The following is a 14463-nucleotide window of genomic DNA, read 5'->3' as shown; positions in this document are numbered from 1 at the left end:
TCGCCGCGCCCCGAGCCCCGCGCTTCCGAGCCCCGCGCCCCGCGCCCCGCGCCTCGTGCGCCCCCGTGCGCTGACGGGGCGTCATGGTGCGTGTCCGGGACGCGAACTAGACTGGGTGGCCGTTCCGGCGCCCCCCTCATCCTCCCCGTCTCAGCGAGCGGATCGGAGACCCACGTGGCCGAAGCATGGAAACCCGACCTGACGGCCTCCTTCGGGCGGCGGTTGGGCAGGTCGGCGGGCGAGTTGGGGCTCTCCAACCCCAACGAGGGCGAGACCGCCTGCCCCGACCTGTGGCTCCTGGACAACGACGACGTGGCCGTCATCGGGCACGACGTCACCGAGTCCTACGCCGGGCGGCTGCCGCGCGACGTCTCCCTCGCGCCCGGTGAACGCCTCGTCGTGATCCCCGGACGCATCCTCGCGTCGGCGAAGCCGCACATACCGGACGCGCCTCCGGGCGGCGCGTCCCCGGACCCGGCCCCGGATGCATGACCGAAGGTGACCAAGACCCGGCGGGGAGACCGACGGACGGCTCCCACGCGGCGCTCTCCGGCTCCGCCAGGGACGTGGTGCAGGCCGGAAGCGTCAGCGGCGGCATCCACTTCCACACCGGGGCCGACCCGGGCGAGGCCGCGCGTCCCCGCCAACTCCCCGGTGACACCAGGGGGTTCGTCAACCGCGTCAGCGAGATGGAGCATCTCGACGCGGTTCTCGGCGTGCCGGACCCCGGGATCTCCGCCGTCGTCCTGGTGGTCGGCACGGCCGGCGTCGGCAAGACCTCGCTCGCGCTGCGCTGGGCGCACCGGGTGGCGGACCGCTTCCCCGACGGGCAGCTCTACGTCAACCTCAGGGGATATGACCCGGCCGCCCCGTTGACCCCGGGCGAGGTGCTGCACCACTTCCTGACCGCGCTCGGCGTCCCGCCGGCCGCCGTCCCCGCCGACCCGGACGCCGCCGCCGCGCTCTACCGCACGCGGCTGGCCAACCGGCGGGTGCTGATCCTTCTCGACAACGTCGCCACCGCCGCCCAGGTCAGACCGCTGCTGCCGGGCGGCCCCGGCTGTCTGACGCTGGTGACCAGCCGAAGTCGCGTCTCGGGGCTGACCGTTCGGGACGGCGCCCACCGTCTCGTGCTCGACGTGCTGCCCGAGGCGGAGGCGGTGGCGCTGCTGCGGGCGTTCACCGGCGGCCGACGGGACGGCGCCGACCAGCGCGACCTGGTGGAACTGGCCGGGCTCTGCGCCCGGTTGCCGCTGGCGCTGCGCATCGCGGCCGAACGCGCGGCGAGCAACCCGTACGCCCGACTCCCGGACCTGATCGCCGAGTTGCGCGACGAGTCCTCGCTGTGGGACGCGCTCAGCACCGGCGAGGGACCCGACGCGGAGGCCGTACGCACCGTCTTCGCCTGGTCCTATCGCGCGCTGCCCGAGGGCGCGGCGCGGCTCTTCCGGCTGCTGGGCGTGCACCCGGGGCCGGAGTTCCGGCTCCAGGCGGCGTCCGCGCTCTGCGGCGCGCCGGTGGCCAGGACCCGGCAGCTCCTCGACTCCCTGGTCTCCGCGCACCTGTTGACGCAGACGGCCCCGGACCGTTTCGAGTTCCACGACCTGCTGCGCGCCTACGCCGGCGACCAGGCGCGCCTGGACGAGCCGGAGGAGGAACGGCGGGCCGCGCTGCACCGCGTGCTCAGCTGGTATCTGCGCTCCGCCGACGCCGCCCACCGGCTGCTGGCGCCCGGCGACGACCGGCTGCCGCTGGACGGGGGCGCCGCCCCGGAGGTGGCGCCCCACGCGATCGCGGACCACGACCAGGCCAGGGACTGGGCGGAACGGGAACACACCAACGTGCTCGCCGCGGCACGCGCGGCGGCCCGTGCCGAACTCCACGCGTTCTGTTGGCAGTTGGCCGTCGCGCAGTGGCGCTGCTGGACCCGGGCGGCGCCCGCCGCCGGCTGGCTCGACGTGGCCGCGCTCGCGCTGGCGTCCAGCCGCGCGCTGGACGACCGGGCGGCCGAGGCGCGGGTACTCCGCTGCCTGGGCGACGCCCACGCCCAGCGTGGCGACCTGTCGGCGAGCCGGGAGCACCACCGGGCGGCGCTGGCGCTGCACCGTGCCTCGGGCGACCGGCTGGCGGAGGGCCGCGCCCTCAACGCGCTCGGCCTCACCGGGCTGCGCGGCCGGCAACTACCGCAGGCCATCGCCGACTTCGAGGAGGCCGAGGGCATCTTCCGCATCCTCGCCGAAGGCGAGGACCCGGCCGCCGCCCGTCAACTCGCCGCCACACTCACCAATCTGGCCAACGCCTACCACGAAGCGGGCCGCCTCGACGACGCCGAGGCCGTCGTCGCCCCCACCCTGGCCGACCACCGCCGGCAGGGCAACGAACGGGGAGAGGGCGCCGCGCTGCGCGTGCTCAGCGACATCCAGCGCGAACGGGGCGACACGGCGGCGGCGCTGCGGTCCGCGCGGCGCTCCGTCGACCTCGCGCTGACGGCGCGCAGCCGCCCCTCGGAGGGGTACCGGCTGCTGACGCTTGGCGCGGCGCAACGGGCGGCCGGACAGCTCGACGAGGCCCTCGCCTCCTACCAGCGGGCCGCCGCGCTCTACCGCCGGCTGGGGGACCGGGCCAACGAGGCGCGCGCGTGGCACGGCGCGGGTGAGGCGTTCCACGGGCTGGGCAGGGACGACCAGGCGGCGGCGTTCCACCGGCGGGCCGCGGACGTCTTCGTCGCGCTCGACGACCCCTGGTGGCAGGCGTTGGCGCGGGACGGCCTGGCCCGCGCGCTCCTCGCGGAGGACCCGCCGGCCGCCGCCGCGCAGCGGCGCACGGCGTTGCGGCTGCTCGCGTCGTTCGACGACGCCAGGGCGCGGGCGTTGCGCGGCACCCTGGACCGGTGAGGCCCTCCGGGACGCGGTGTCGGTCGGTCGGTCGGCCCCACCCCGGCGGGTGGTTGCCCGCGCCCCCTTCTCCGCCGGTGGGGGGTTGCGGGGCGCGGGGTGGGGTACGGGCGACAATCGGGCGGCAAGCCATGTGAGGTCGAACGAGGAGGACGCTCATGGCCGGGTCCTCGCCGCACCGCGGCAGCGCCCCCGACGCGTTGCGGCGCACGCTCGGGGTGACGGACGCCGTCGTCATCGGGTTGGGCGCGATGATCGGCGCCGGCATCTTCGCCGCGCTCGCCCCCGCGGCCCGCGCCGCCGGCTCCGGGCTGCTGCTCGGCCTCGCGCTGGCGGCGGTCGTCGCCTACTGCAACGCCACCTCCTCCGCGCGGCTCGCCGCCCGCTATCCGGCCTCGGGCGGCACCTATGTCTACGGCCGCGAGCGGCTGGGCGACTTCTGGGGCTATCTGGCGGGTTGGGCGTTCGTCGTCGGCAAGACGGCCTCGTGCGCGGCGATGGCGCTGACGTTCGGCGCGTACGCCTGGCCGGGGCAGGCGCACGCCGTCGCGGTGGCGGCCGTGGTGGCGCTGACGGCGGTCAACTACGCGGGGGTGCGGAAGTCCGCGCTGCTCGGGCGGGTGATCGTCGCCGTCGTGCTGGCGGTGCTCGCCGCCGTGGTGGTCGCGGCGCTCACCTCGGACGCGGTGGAGTTCGGCCGGCTGGACGTCGGCTCGGACGCGACGGCCGGCGGGGTGTTCGAGGCGGCGGGGCTGTTGTTCTTCGCCTTCGCCGGCTACGCCCGCGTCGCGACGCTGGGGGAGGAGGTGCGCGACCCGGCGCGCACGGTCCGCCGCGCGATCCCCCTCGCGTTGGGCATCACGCTGGCGGTCTACGTGGCCGTCGCCGTCGCGGTGCTGGCCGTGCTGGGCCCGAACGGGCTGGCCGAGGCGTCGGCGCCGCTGTCCGAAGCGGCCCGCGCCGGGGGAGCGGAGTGGCTGGTGCCGGTGGTCCGACTCGGCGCCGCGCTGGCCGCGTTGGGGGCGTTGCTGGCGTTGATCCTGGGTGTCTCCCGCACGGTGCTCGCCATGTCCAGGGACCGGCACCTGCCGCCGGCGCTGGCCGCCGTGCACCCGCGGTTCGCGGTGCCGCACCGGGCTGAGCTGCTGGTCGGCGCGGTGGTGGCCGTGGTCGCGGCGACGGGGGACGTGCGGGCGGCGATCGGGTTCTCCTCGTTCGGGGTGCTGGTCTACTACGCGGTCGCCAACGCCTCGGCCTGGACGCTCGCGCCCGACGAGGGGCGCCCGCCCAGGCTGGTTCCGGCCGTGGGCCTGGCCGGCTGTCTTGTTCTGGCCTTCGCGCTGCCCGCCTCCTCGGTGCTGGCGGGCGCGGGGGTTCTGGCGCTGGGCGCGGGCGTGTACGCGGGCGCGCGGGTGGTGCGGCGGGCGCGCGGCGCTCGCTAGGACGACGGGGGCGGCGCTTGCCGTCCGCGTCACTTGGTGACGCCAGTCCGGCGCCGTGGTGGAACCGCCGGGGAGCTCGGCCCCGTTCTCGTATGGTCGCGGCGAACGGACACGTAGCGCGGTCGATCACACGCTCTCTTCCCGACGGACGCGGAAGGCACCCGCGCCAGCCGCCAGAACCGCTGCTTCCGCGGCCCGTTCCGGGAGCCGCTCAGAAGACGATCGGGTCGCCCACGGCGCCGCTGGTCGCCGTCCGGACGGCGTTGGCGATCCGCTCGGGCGCGTCGGCGAACTCCTCGGCCGGGACGCCGTCCAGCAACGCGGCGCCGATGTGCTCGTTCACCACCCGCAGGGCGGCCCCGGCCGCCGCCGCGTGCAGCCGGACCTGAAGGTCGTCGGCGGGGAGTTCGAGCCGCTTGGCGACGATCTCGGCCAGCTCCCGCTCCAGTTGGTCGCAGGCCATCAGCCAGGCCGTGCGGATCGCCGGCTCGTCGTCCCCCAGCCGCACCATCTGCACCGCCAGCACCGTGTCGCCCTGCTCCGTCTCGCTCGCCACCCGGCCGAACCGCTGGCTCTCGTGGGCGAAGTGCTCCTCCAGGGAGAGATGGCGCGGCCAACTGCGCAGCGTGGACATCTCCCACTCCACGCCCTGGGCGACGATGGGCTCGGCGCAGCTCTCCTTGGAGCGGAAGTGGCGCCAGATGGTGCGGGTCGACAGGCCGACCGCCTCGGCGATCTGGTCGCCGCTGGTCGCGTCGACGCCCTGCTTCCAGAAGAGCCGGGACGCCTCCCGCGAGATCTCCAGCCGCAAGCGGTGGCGGCGCTGCTCGCTCATCGCACCCCTGACCCGTTTCGTCGTGGCCACGCCTCTTCACCCTTTCTCCGCACCCGACACATCAAGTGCCATATTGACATTAAGTGACGGCCCGCGCTACCTCCGGGAGAGGGGCCGCTCCCCGCCTCCCCGGAGGCCGCGCACCCGCCGCGCGCACCCGCCGCGCGCGCCCTGCCCCGCGCTCACGCCGGCGCGCGCCGGTCGGACCGGTCCGGTCCTCCGGCGCGCGGGCGTGGAAGCGCGGGGTCTCCCCATCCGTCTCAACCCCGCTGGGCGGGCACCAGCCCGAGCGTCTTCAGCCGCTTGTCCGAGGCGCGGGCGGCCCAGGCGAGAACCAGGAGGCCGACGGCCAGCAGCGGGTAGCCCATCGCGATCTTGGCGAAACCGAGCGAGTCGACGTCGTCGGCGTCGTAGAGCCACTGCTGAACGATGAACCGGGCGGCGAAGATGGCGGTCAGGGTCAGGGTGGCGATGTCGTAGTACAGGCGCGAACGGGCGTCCTGGCGCCAGGCGTTGCCCTTGCCGGTGGCGGCGTTCCACAGCACGCCGGCCAGCGGCCAGCGCGCGAGCACGGAGGCGAGGAAGACGATCGCGCCGGCCAGGCTGGTCCAGATGCCGATGAGGAAGTAGTCCCTCGCCGAGCCGGTGTACCAGGAGATGCCGGCGGCGATCGCCACGCCGAACAGGCCGCCGAGCGCGGGCTGCAGCGACTCCTTGCGGGCCAGTCGCTCCACGGCGATGGCCACCGCCACGGCCACGGCGCAGACGATCGCGGCCCTGAGCCCCTTGGCGTTGTTGGCGATCACGAACACGACCGCGGGGAGCGCGGAGTAGACGAGCCCCTTGGTGCCGCCGGCCTGGTCGAGCATGGTCGGCTTCCTCGGCTGTCCCGGGGCCGGCTCGGTCCGCATGGCCGTCGCCTGGTGGGGGTCGGTGGGGGTCTGCATGGTGATCAGCTCTTCCGGGTTGGTGGTGGGGGAGCGGCCCCTGTGCGCCACTAAGTGACAGCTTGGCATTCAGCGACACTTTGCGTCCAGCCGGGAAAGGGTGACCTGGGTCACAGAAGGGGTGAACGCCCCTCGTGGGGCGCGGAGTTGCCGCACGTCAGGGCTTGTCCCGTGTCTCCGGGTGCGGGTGGCGAGGCCGTTGAGTCCCGTGTTCCGGCCACGCTGACGCGCCTGTCCCGCCGAAGCGGCCTTTCGTCTGGCGTCACTGAGCGACAGACGGGGCGATCCGTCGCCCCGGGCGGCGGTGGCGCTCTCGCCGTGGTGCGTGACGCCGCGGCCGCCGCCGCTGCGCCGCGCGCCGCCCGCGCGGTGGTCCGGGGCCTCTCTTGAGCCTTGAGGTTCTAGCGGCCGTCCCCCGCGCGCCGGGCGCGATAGGCGCGCTGCTGGCAGGCGCGGCCGCAGTATCTCCTCGGGCGGCCACGGGAGTTGCGCGGCATCGGCGCCGCGCAGCCGGCGCACGCCCCCGACGTTTCCTCACGCGGGAGGCGGGCGACCGGCCTTTCCTCACGCGCCTCCCCGTCTCGCGCCTCCCGGTCTCGCGCCTCCCGGTCGCGCGACGCCCCGCCGCGGTGGGCCGCGCGGGCGGCGGCCACGAGGTCGCCGTCCGGGACCGGCCCCTGCGGGGTGCGCGCGGCCAGTTCGGCCACCAGCAGGTGGCACCGCGCCATGTCGTCGTCCTCGCAGAGCAGCAGGTGGCGCAGGTAGTCCCTGGCGGCCCGCAACTGCTCGGCCCGCTCCTCCAGTTGCTCGATCTGCTCGCCCACGGTGCGCTGCCAGTCGGCGTGCGAGTGGGCGCCCGAGGTGACGACGGCGGCCTGCTCCAGCGGCATCTTTCCGACCACGCAGCACAGATAGGCCATGCCGATGCGGCGCAGGTCGAGAGGGCCGTAGGCCCGCCTGCCGCCTCGCCGGGCAGGCGGGTTGAGCAGGCCCTGACGCTCCCACCACCGCACGGTGGACGGGGCGAGGCCGTACAACGCCGCGGCCTGGCCGATGGTGACCGTGGGCTCGTTGTCCATGACGTCATTTGACATCAAGTCGACTTCACCACGCAAGGTTTAGGTAAGGCTAGCCTAAGTGCCCGTTGCCGTGGTGCCCGGCTGCCTCGTTCCGGCGGACCCGCGTGGTCCGCGACCCGATGTCGGAAGGGCTTCGAACCAGTGACAGTCGAGTACACGGAGACCGTCGTCGTCGGCGCCGGCCAGCAGGGATGCGGGGTCGCCGCCGCCCTCCAGGAGCTGGGGCGCGACGCGCTCGTCATCGAGAAGGGGGAGATCTGCCAGGCGTGGGCACACGAACGCTGGGACAGCCTGCGCGTGGGCAGCGGCAACCGCTCGGTGCGGTTCCCCGGTTGGGAGTACGACGGCGACGACCCCGACGGTTTCATGTCGGGCCCCGAGCTCGCCCGGCATCTACGCCGTTACGTGGAACGGCGGCGACTGCGGGTGTGGGAGCACACGCCGGTCCGCGAGATCGAGTGCCTCGGGGACGGCTCCGGGCGCGACGGCGTGCACGACGACGCGCGGTTCAGGACCCGGCTCGCCGCGGGCGGCGTCGTGGAGTCCCGCAACGTGGTCGCCGCCATAGGCGGATACGCGAGCCCCCGCACCCCGGCCTTCGCCGCCGAGGTCGGCCCCACCGTCCACCAGGTGCACGCGGGGTCCTTCCGCAACGCCCGGTCCCTGCCGGCCGGGGCGGTACTGGTCGTCGGCGCGGGCATCAGCGGCCAGCAGATCGCCGACGAACTCGCGGACGCCGGCCGCGAGGTCTATCTGTCGGTCGGCCGTCACCTCTCCTGGCCCAGCGGCCATCGAGGGCGTCGCATCCACGACTGGATGCACACGTTCTCGCTCCTCGACGACTACGTCAGGCCCGCCCTCGACATCGGAAGCGGCCGCTCGGTCCTCGCCGGCCTGCCGGTGACCGCCACCCGCGACTGGGAGGGTGAGCTCAACCTCGGCACGCTCGCCGGCAAGGGCGTCGTCCTGGTCGGCTCCGCGCGCGGGGTGCGGAACGACGTGCTGGTGCTGGAGGACAACGTCGTCGCCCTCGCCGAACTGGCCGCCCGCGCCTACCGGCGCGTCGTCGAGAAGATCGACACCGGTATCCGGGAACGCGGCTTCCCGGTACCGGAAGTCGACCGGGCGCCCGGTGTCGACATGAGCCGCGTCGCCGACTTCGGCACCCGGCTTGACCTGGCCCGCCACGGCATCACGACCATCCTCTGGTGCACCGGCTTCGGCCCCGACTACCGGATCCTCCCGGGCCACGTTCTCGACGACACCGGGGCGCCGATCCAGCGCCGGGGCATCTTCGGCGCGCTTCCCGGGCTCTACTACGCCGGGCTCCCGGACGGCGACTCGCTCGGCCCGGTCGCGATCGGCGCCAACGTCGAGAACGGCCGCACCATCGCGCACAACGTCCACATGGACCACCTCATCCGCGACGGCTCCCCGGGCCGCCTGGTGCCGCCGGCCGCGGTTTAGAGCCTGACCGGCGGATCATGTGACGGGCGAAGGCGGCAGACCACCCGGCTTCGCCCGCGCCCGCTGTCGGCGCCGCGACGAGGTCGAGCGCGCCACCGACCGGTTGGAGAACTCCCGCGCGGTCGCCACCCGTCGGAGCGGGCCCACGTCCTCCACGGCGTCGGCGTCGGCACCGCCGCAGCGATCCGGCCCTGGCCTCGCACATGATCCGCCGATCGGAGCCCGCACGGCGCGGTACTCGGGGTCACGGCTCCTTTCGTTGCCCGACCCAGGTCTCGAACCGCGCGGCATCGCGGACGCCGTCGTCTAGGTCGTCTCGTTTGGATCTTCGTGGATCAGGGCGCGGCGTCAGATGCGGTGCATCGCAAGGCGCCGGATCGCAGCTCATACTTGGTCGTATTCGCGCGATTCGGTAACGCAGCGAGGTGCCGTAGCTGGCGTCGCGCCCCCGCGAAGATCCAAACGAGGCGACCTAGGACCGCGCGGTAGATGTCGAAGCTCTTGACGCTCTTGCCGTACTCGGGGCGGTCGACCCATGCCCGCTTGATCCCGATGATGGCCACGCGCGTCTCATCCGTCAGATACGGGCGCACGGTGGTCAAATGGACGGTGGAGGGCTGTCGTTCGGGCTGGTCGAGGAACCATATGTCGACGTTCCAGGTGGCCCCGGACGATGCGCGGCACTCCACGCCGAGGTAGAGGCCGTCCGGGTACGCGTCCGGCTCCTGGTTCCACACCCCGCAGTCGTTGCGGAAGGTCACGAGGCGGACGCGCGGGTGGGTCCCGAGCTGGGCGCCGACCGCGGTGACGGCCGCCACAGCGGCGTCGTCCAAACGCGCACACGCCACGTCGATGTCCAGATCCCGACGGACCATGAGACCCAGCGCCGCGCTCCCCACGATGGTCGGTGCGCCGACGTCGGACAGCAGCTCCTCCAGCCGAAGGTCCCGATACACACCCCCGGCTTCGGCTCTCAGCGCGTCCTGCTCCGTCAACACCTCAGAAACGGCCATGTGAGCAGCCTAGAGTCCGCCCGGTGGGGCGCATCGGGGATTTCGGGCCGCCGGCCCCGTCCGGTCGAGGTCAGGGTGAGGTGGGTGCGGTCAGATGAAGGCGGCTTCGGGGCGGTCGGTGTTGATCAGGAGGGGGAGGCGGCGGTGTTGGCCGGCGGCGATGATGGCGTACTGGTAGAGGGCCGGGGGTTCGTACAGTTCGCGCAGGGGGACCCAGCCCGCGCCTTCCTTGGGTTCCCTGGCGGGCAGTTGGGGCAGGACGCCGCCGTCGAGGACGTAGGTCAGGCCGTTGAGCGTCCCGGCGTCGTCCGTGGTGGGGCTGACCGCGAGGATTTCGGAGAGGGTGCGGTCGCAGCCGGTGGCCTCAAGGAACGCCTCGCGGGCGGCGAGGATGATGCAGCGGCCCTGAGGGATCTGCCCGTGGGGCAGGACCCAGCCCTCCTGGCCGTCCTCGCGTGTCCCGCGCACCATCAGCACGTGGTTGGTCTGGGTGGTGGCCAGGACGTGGAAGGTGATCGGGATCGGGGAACGGTTGATCGTCGTCAGCATGATGTCGTCGTCTCCTTGAGGGGTTAGGTGGTCAGGGCGGGCAGCAGGCCCGAGAGGGCGGTGAGCAGGCACATCAGGCCGACGAACGCCGGACCGGCGAACCCCGGGCCCCAGGACGGCGGCGGCGGGGGGTCGTCCGGGCGGGGGACCACGCGCCAGTGGCGCTCGGTCCTGGCCAGGAAGAGGGTGTGGTCGGGGTGGTCCTGGGAGTGCTGGAGCGCCCATACCGCCACCGGCAGGGAGTCGTCGTCGAAGAGTGGGGAGACCGCCTCGCAGCTCATGCACTCCGCGCCGTAGATGCCCTCCGGCACCCCGGGGCCTCGCTCCTGGATCAGTACGCGGTCCGCGCCCCGCACGATGTCGTTCATGAGGGCCGGGCCCCTTTCCAGAAGCGGGTGCCGAAGGTGGTGCGGGCGCGAGGCCGCCCCCGGTCCCGCCGGGCCCAGGGCATCCATGCACCGTCCGCCGGTCGGTAGGGCTCCCACGGCCGCCCGGTGCGGTCGCGCGGCGCCGCACGCACGGCGTCGGTGAAGTCCCAGGCCATCGCCGCGAGTTGGCGCAGGCACGCGTCGCAGGCGTAGAGCGGGGCGGTCGCGTCCTCCGAGGTGAGGCAGCCGATCCACACCACCGGCGCCACCCGGTGCCCGCACCAGAACCAACAGGGGCCCCACGCCCGCTGCTCCGCACCCACCAACCCCGGCATCGGTATCTGGAACTCCCACTCCGCAGGCCCCAGGTCCACGCGCTCCGCGCCGTTCATGCCGCGTCCCGGCAGGAGAACCAGACGACCTTGCCCAGCCGGCAGGAGGCGCCGGCCATGAACGGCGTCGGCATGAAGCCGAACCCGTCGGCCATCTCCCGCAGCAGCCACAGTCCCCGGCCGCTCTCCGAGCACCAGTCGGGCGTGCGCAGCACCGGCAACTGCCGGGACTCGTCGAAGACCTGGACCAGCAGATCCGCCTCCGCCCGCACCACCCGCAGGCCGCACCGCCGACTCGCCGTGTGCTTCGCGACGTTGGCCAGCAGCTCCGAGACGCCCAGCCGCGCCAGCTCCACGGCCTCCCGCGACACCCGCCACTCCGCCAGCGCGCCCGCGACCGTCCGACGCCAGCCCTCGATTTCGCGCACGCTGACCGTCAGGGACCAACGGGCGTCCTGGGGGCCGTCGTCGGGTCCCGTTCCGGAAAGGCCGCCCGCGAGGAAGCGGGGTCTTTCGGGGGCCTCGGGCACCCGCACGTCAGGACCGCTCGCAGTGGGCATAACTGCTCCTCTCCGTAGCGTCGCCACTACTTGGGGTAGACAGAGTGCCGCTCGGTCGGGGATCATTCAACGTGCTGGATCGGCACGAAAGATTGGTGTGCTGCCCTTGAACCGCAAGGAGTTGGTCCCCGAGAGTTCCCCCGAGGCCGCGTACGGCGCGCGTCTGCGCAGCCTGCGGGAGGGACGCGGATGGACGCAGGAGGAACTGGCAAACCGGATGGGTTACACCAGTAGCCACATGTCCTCCGTGGAAACTGGTCGAAAGATTTCCACCTTGCGCTTTGCGCGCAGTGCCGATCGCGTCCTCGGCACCGAGAACACCGCGGACGCGTTCGAACGCGAGTGGCGCAATATCCGCCACGGGAGCCTGCTGGAAGGGTTCCCCGAGTACGTCGAGTGCGAGGGACGCGCCGCCGAGATCAGGCTTTTTGAGATCGGTGTCGTCCCCGGGCTGCTTCAGACCCCGGAGTATGCGACGGAGCTCGCCCGAAGCGCCGTCAACCGGGGGGCGATCAGCGCCGAACAGGCGGAGGAACGGATCGCGCTCGTCACCGAGCGCCGGGCGGCGCTGGAGCGGACGCCCGCGCCGCTGATCTCCGTGGTGCTGGACGAGAGTTGCATCCGTCGGCCCATCGGGGAACCAGCGGTGATGAACGCGCAGTTGGCGTATCTGGAGGAGTTCGCCCGGCAGCCGCACACCGTGCTCCAGCTCGCCCCCTTCGAGATGGGCGTGCGCCGCACCCTCAGTCTGCCGGTCCACATCCTGACGATGTCGGACCGCTCGCTGCTGTCCTACGCGGAGTCCTCACTTCGCGGAAATGTGGAACGGGATAACGGGTCCGTGGTCCCGCTGCTGACGGCTTACCATCAGCTACAGGCGGAGGCGCTGTCCCAGTCGGCCTCCGTCGCCGCGATCAAGCAGCAACGAAAGGGCACCCCGTGAGCTCCGAAGCCCCCCGTTGGTTCAAGTCCTCCTACAGCGACAACGGTGGCGCCTGCCTGGAGGCCGCCGACAATCTCGCCGCGACCAGCGGCACGGTCCCCGTCCGTGACTCCAAGAGCCACGACGGTCCGGTCCTGACCTTCTCCACCGGCGCGTTCTCCTCGTTCGTGACGAGCGTCAAGTCCGGGCGCATCAGCGCCAACTGAGCGCGGCGCCGGTTGTGCGCGGAGGCCCCGTTGCCCAACGGGCGGCGTCTTGGGACGATTTCCCGAGGTGACCGACTCCGCGCCCAACCGGCGTGACGACAAGGACAACGAGGGAGCCGAACCGTTGAACACCCCAGCGGAAGTGCACTGGTTCAAGTCCTCCTACAGCAGCAACGGCGGGGCCTGCGTCGAGGTGGCCGCCCTGCCCGGCGCGCGCCACGGCGTCCGCGACTCCCAGCGCGCCGACGGCCCGATCCTCACGTTCCGGCCGACGGCCTGGCGCGCGTTTCTGCACGCGGTCGACGAGCGCGGGACCCGGTAGCGAAGTCCGTGGCGCGGGTGCGCGCCCTCCTCACCCGGCGGGGTCCGTGGCCCGTTCCACGTCCCACAGCCGGGTCTTCTCGGCGCGCCACCGTTCCCAGAGCGCCTCTCGCCCCTGCCCCGGGGACTCCAGCACGTCGATCTCGGCGGCGGTGAGCGGGATCAGCACCACCAGACGCAGCGCTCCGGCCGGGGCGCCGGGGGCGAGGGCGGCAGGGGGGCGGCTCACCGCGCGTCGGGTCGCCGCAGCAGCGGCAGCACGGCGCGGGCGAACTCCGCCGGCTCGGCGCTCGCGCCCACATGGTTGCCCGGCATGTCGACCAGTGGTTGCCCCAGCCGGTCGGCGAGCGCCTGGGTGGCCAGGCGCGCCAACTGCTGGTGGCTCAGCGCGCCGGCGCACAGCGCCACCGGCGCCCGGCGAAGGGCCTCGACGTCGGGCGCGTAGAGGACCGTGGGGCCGGCCATCCGCCCCAGGAAGTAGCGGTTCTTGTCCAGTTCCCCGGCCGGCAGCTCGGGCAGGGGCAGGTGCGGGGGAGGCGTCTGCCCCGGGCCGGTGCGGTGCCCGGCGCCGGTGAGGTCGAAGAACTCCTGCACCGCACGTTGCGGGTCCCGCTCCGCCACCGCGAACGCGGCCGTGGCACGACTGGTCAGCTCCGCGTCGTCCAGGAGGGTGACCAGTGGCGGCTCGTGCAGGACGGCCCGGCTGACCAGTGAGGGATGTCGTGTGACCAGTTCCAGCAGCGTCACGGCACCGCCGCTGGTGCCGACGAACAGCGCGGGTCCGCCGGTGAAGAGGTCCACGAGCGCGGCCAGATCCTCGGCCAGCACCTCGGGGGTGGGCTCGGCCATCCCCGTCGCCGCGCGGCTCTCGCCGATGCCGCGCGGATCGTGCGTGACGACGGTGAACCGGTCCGCCAACTCCCGCGCCAGCGCCGCGAAGCCGGCCCGCCCGGCCGGGGCGCCGACGAGGAACAGCGGGGGCCCCTCGCCCCGGACGTCGAAGGCGAGCGCGCAGTCCGGCCGTTCGAGCCGCTGCGGCGTGCCGGTGCTCCGGTCGTCGTAGTCCGCGATCTTGCGGCTGACCACGTCGAGCGCGCGGTCCAGCTCCTCGCGCCGCTCCCGGATGCGGCGCCGGTGCGCCGTCAGCAACTCCAGCCGCAGCCGGGCCGGATCGGCGGCCCCGCCGTCGGCACCGGTGAACCGCGCGATGTCGGCCAGCGGCATCCCCGTCTCGCGGAGATGCACCAACATGCGGATCAGCTCGATGTCGGCCGCCGTGTACCGGCGCCGACCCGCGTGGTCGCGCTGGGGGGACGGCACGGTCCCCTGACGCTCGAAGTAACGCAACGTGTCGGGCGCCAGCCCGATCCGCTCCGCCACCTCCGCGATGCCGAACACCTCGTCTGCCTCGTCGCTCATTAGAGGACCATCCTTTCTGCAGCCCTCACGGGTAGGGTTGTGACCTCTTGGTCCCGGCGGGTGCATGGCCATCGTCGCGAGCCGTTCG

The 14463-nt window shown here is 73.4% G+C and carries 17 protein-coding genes; 7 read left to right on the top strand and 10 right to left on the bottom strand.

Annotation, left to right across the window (positions count from 1 at the left end; all coding sequences use genetic code 11):
* Positions 1-174 precede the first annotated feature (174 nt).
* From CRP51_RS20420 to CRP51_RS20410, 3 genes are all read left to right on the top strand, one after another.
* Complete coding sequence (locus CRP51_RS20420) at positions 175-492, top strand: hypothetical protein (protein ID WP_097232737.1); 318 nt, start codon at positions 175-177, stop codon at positions 490-492.
* Positions 489-2894: an ATP-binding protein gene (locus tag CRP51_RS20415; RefSeq protein ID WP_097232736.1), complete on the top strand. Its 2406-nt coding sequence runs from the start codon at positions 489-491 to the stop codon at positions 2892-2894. The genes CRP51_RS20420 and CRP51_RS20415 overlap by 4 nt, the downstream gene beginning before the upstream one ends.
* 158 nt (positions 2895-3052) lie before the next feature.
* Positions 3053-4336, top strand: a complete 1284-nt coding sequence (locus tag CRP51_RS20410; protein WP_097232735.1) for an APC family permease — start codon at positions 3053-3055, stop codon at positions 4334-4336.
* Between the two features lie 211 nt (positions 4337-4547).
* On the opposite strand, the gene CRP51_RS20405 is transcribed toward CRP51_RS20410, so the two are convergent.
* The 3 genes from CRP51_RS20405 to CRP51_RS20395 form a co-directional block, all read right to left on the bottom strand.
* Entirely contained in the window at positions 4548-5201 is a 654-nt protein-coding gene (locus tag CRP51_RS20405; protein ID WP_245880706.1) for a TetR/AcrR family transcriptional regulator, read from the bottom strand.
* A gap of 230 nt (positions 5202-5431) precedes the next feature.
* Positions 5432-6118: a DUF3159 domain-containing protein gene (locus CRP51_RS20400; RefSeq protein ID WP_097232863.1), complete on the bottom strand. Its 687-nt coding sequence runs from the start codon at positions 6116-6118 to the stop codon at positions 5432-5434.
* Positions 6119-6519: 401 nt separating this feature from the next.
* Positions 6520-7197 (bottom strand): MerR family transcriptional regulator, encoded by a 678-nt coding sequence (locus CRP51_RS20395; RefSeq protein ID WP_097232733.1) that lies wholly within the window; start codon positions 7195-7197, stop codon positions 6520-6522.
* A gap of 141 nt (positions 7198-7338) precedes the next feature.
* On the opposite strand from CRP51_RS20395, the gene CRP51_RS20390 reads away from it, so the two are divergent.
* A complete protein-coding gene (locus CRP51_RS20390) occupies positions 7339-8664 on the top strand; it encodes an NAD(P)-binding domain-containing protein (RefSeq protein ID WP_097232732.1) in 1326 nt (441 codons plus the stop codon).
* 335 nt (positions 8665-8999) lie between these two features.
* On the opposite strand, the gene CRP51_RS20385 is transcribed toward CRP51_RS20390, so the two are convergent.
* From CRP51_RS20385 to CRP51_RS20365, 5 genes are all read right to left on the bottom strand, one after another.
* Entirely contained in the window at positions 9000-9677 is a 678-nt protein-coding gene (locus tag CRP51_RS20385) for a hypothetical protein (protein WP_212615945.1), read from the bottom strand.
* Positions 9678-9767: 90 nt separating this feature from the next.
* Complete coding sequence (locus CRP51_RS20380) at positions 9768-10226, bottom strand: NUDIX domain-containing protein (protein WP_097232731.1); 459 nt, start codon at positions 10224-10226, stop codon at positions 9768-9770.
* A 23-nt stretch (positions 10227-10249) separates the two neighbouring features.
* The gene (locus tag CRP51_RS20375) at positions 10250-10594 is read right to left on the bottom strand and encodes a DUF7848 domain-containing protein (RefSeq protein WP_097232730.1); all 345 of its coding nucleotides are present in this window, start codon (positions 10592-10594) and stop codon (positions 10250-10252) included.
* Entirely contained in the window at positions 10591-10986 is a 396-nt protein-coding gene (locus tag CRP51_RS20370; protein ID WP_097232729.1) for a hypothetical protein, read from the bottom strand. Before CRP51_RS20370 ends, CRP51_RS20375 begins: the two co-directional genes overlap by 4 nt.
* Complete coding sequence (locus CRP51_RS20365; RefSeq protein WP_141514632.1) at positions 10983-11486, bottom strand: ATP-binding protein; 504 nt, start codon at positions 11484-11486, stop codon at positions 10983-10985. The genes CRP51_RS20370 and CRP51_RS20365 overlap by 4 nt, the downstream gene beginning before the upstream one ends.
* Before the next feature lie 106 nt (positions 11487-11592).
* On the opposite strand from CRP51_RS20365, the gene CRP51_RS20360 reads away from it, so the two are divergent.
* The 3 genes from CRP51_RS20360 to CRP51_RS20350 all read left to right on the top strand — a co-directional run bounded on the left by CRP51_RS20360 (position 11593) and on the right by CRP51_RS20350 (position 12957).
* Entirely contained in the window at positions 11593-12429 is an 837-nt protein-coding gene (locus tag CRP51_RS20360) for a helix-turn-helix domain-containing protein (protein WP_097232862.1), read from the top strand.
* Entirely contained in the window at positions 12426-12635 is a 210-nt protein-coding gene (locus CRP51_RS20355; RefSeq protein WP_097232727.1) for a DUF397 domain-containing protein, read from the top strand. The genes CRP51_RS20360 and CRP51_RS20355 overlap by 4 nt, the downstream gene beginning before the upstream one ends.
* Before the next feature lie 67 nt (positions 12636-12702).
* A complete protein-coding gene (locus CRP51_RS20350; protein ID WP_097232726.1) occupies positions 12703-12957 on the top strand; it encodes a DUF397 domain-containing protein in 255 nt (84 codons plus the stop codon).
* A gap of 30 nt (positions 12958-12987) precedes the next feature.
* Here the strand turns inward: CRP51_RS20350 and CRP51_RS28550 are convergent, their stop codons facing one another.
* Together CRP51_RS28550 and CRP51_RS20345 are read right to left on the bottom strand one after the other, a co-directional pair.
* A complete protein-coding gene (locus CRP51_RS28550) occupies positions 12988-13185 on the bottom strand; it encodes a hypothetical protein (RefSeq protein ID WP_141514631.1) in 198 nt (65 codons plus the stop codon).
* The gene (locus tag CRP51_RS20345; protein ID WP_097232725.1) at positions 13182-14375 is read right to left on the bottom strand and encodes an alpha/beta fold hydrolase; all 1194 of its coding nucleotides are present in this window, start codon (positions 14373-14375) and stop codon (positions 13182-13184) included. Before CRP51_RS20345 ends, CRP51_RS28550 begins: the two co-directional genes overlap by 4 nt.
* Between the last annotated feature and the right edge of the window lie 88 nt (positions 14376-14463).

This window comes from Streptomyces zhaozhouensis (assembly GCF_900230195.1).
In the GTDB taxonomy this organism is placed as follows: Bacteria; Actinomycetota; Actinomycetes; order Streptomycetales; family Streptomycetaceae; genus Streptomyces; species Streptomyces zhaozhouensis.
Note: the sequence above shows the minus strand (reverse complement) of the source record. Positions and strands in the feature narration are given on the sequence as shown.

Coding starts and splice junctions, on each gene's coding strand:
- CRP51_RS20415 (WP_097232736.1), top strand. CDS start 489: ATGACCGAAGGTGACCAAGACCCGGCGGGGAGACCGACGGACGGCTCC.
- CRP51_RS20410 (WP_097232735.1), top strand. CDS start 3,053: ATGGCCGGGTCCTCGCCGCACCGCGGCAGCGCCCCCGACGCGTTGCGG.
- CRP51_RS20400 (WP_097232863.1), bottom strand. CDS start 6,118: ATGCAGACCCCCACCGACCCCCACCAGGCGACGGCCATGCGGACCGAG.
- CRP51_RS20395 (WP_097232733.1), bottom strand. CDS start 7,197: ATGGACAACGAGCCCACGGTCACCATCGGCCAGGCCGCGGCGTTGTAC.
- CRP51_RS20385 (WP_212615945.1), bottom strand. CDS start 9,677: ATGGCCGTTTCTGAGGTGTTGACGGAGCAGGACGCGCTGAGAGCCGAA.
- CRP51_RS20380 (WP_097232731.1), bottom strand. CDS start 10,226: ATGCTGACGACGATCAACCGTTCCCCGATCCCGATCACCTTCCACGTC.
- CRP51_RS20375 (WP_097232730.1), bottom strand. CDS start 10,594: ATGAACGACATCGTGCGGGGCGCGGACCGCGTACTGATCCAGGAGCGA.
- CRP51_RS20370 (WP_097232729.1), bottom strand. CDS start 10,986: ATGAACGGCGCGGAGCGCGTGGACCTGGGGCCTGCGGAGTGGGAGTTC.
- CRP51_RS20365 (WP_141514632.1), bottom strand. CDS start 11,486: ATGCCCACTGCGAGCGGTCCTGACGTGCGGGTGCCCGAGGCCCCCGAA.
- CRP51_RS20345 (WP_097232725.1), bottom strand. CDS start 14,375: ATGAGCGACGAGGCAGACGAGGTGTTCGGCATCGCGGAGGTGGCGGAG.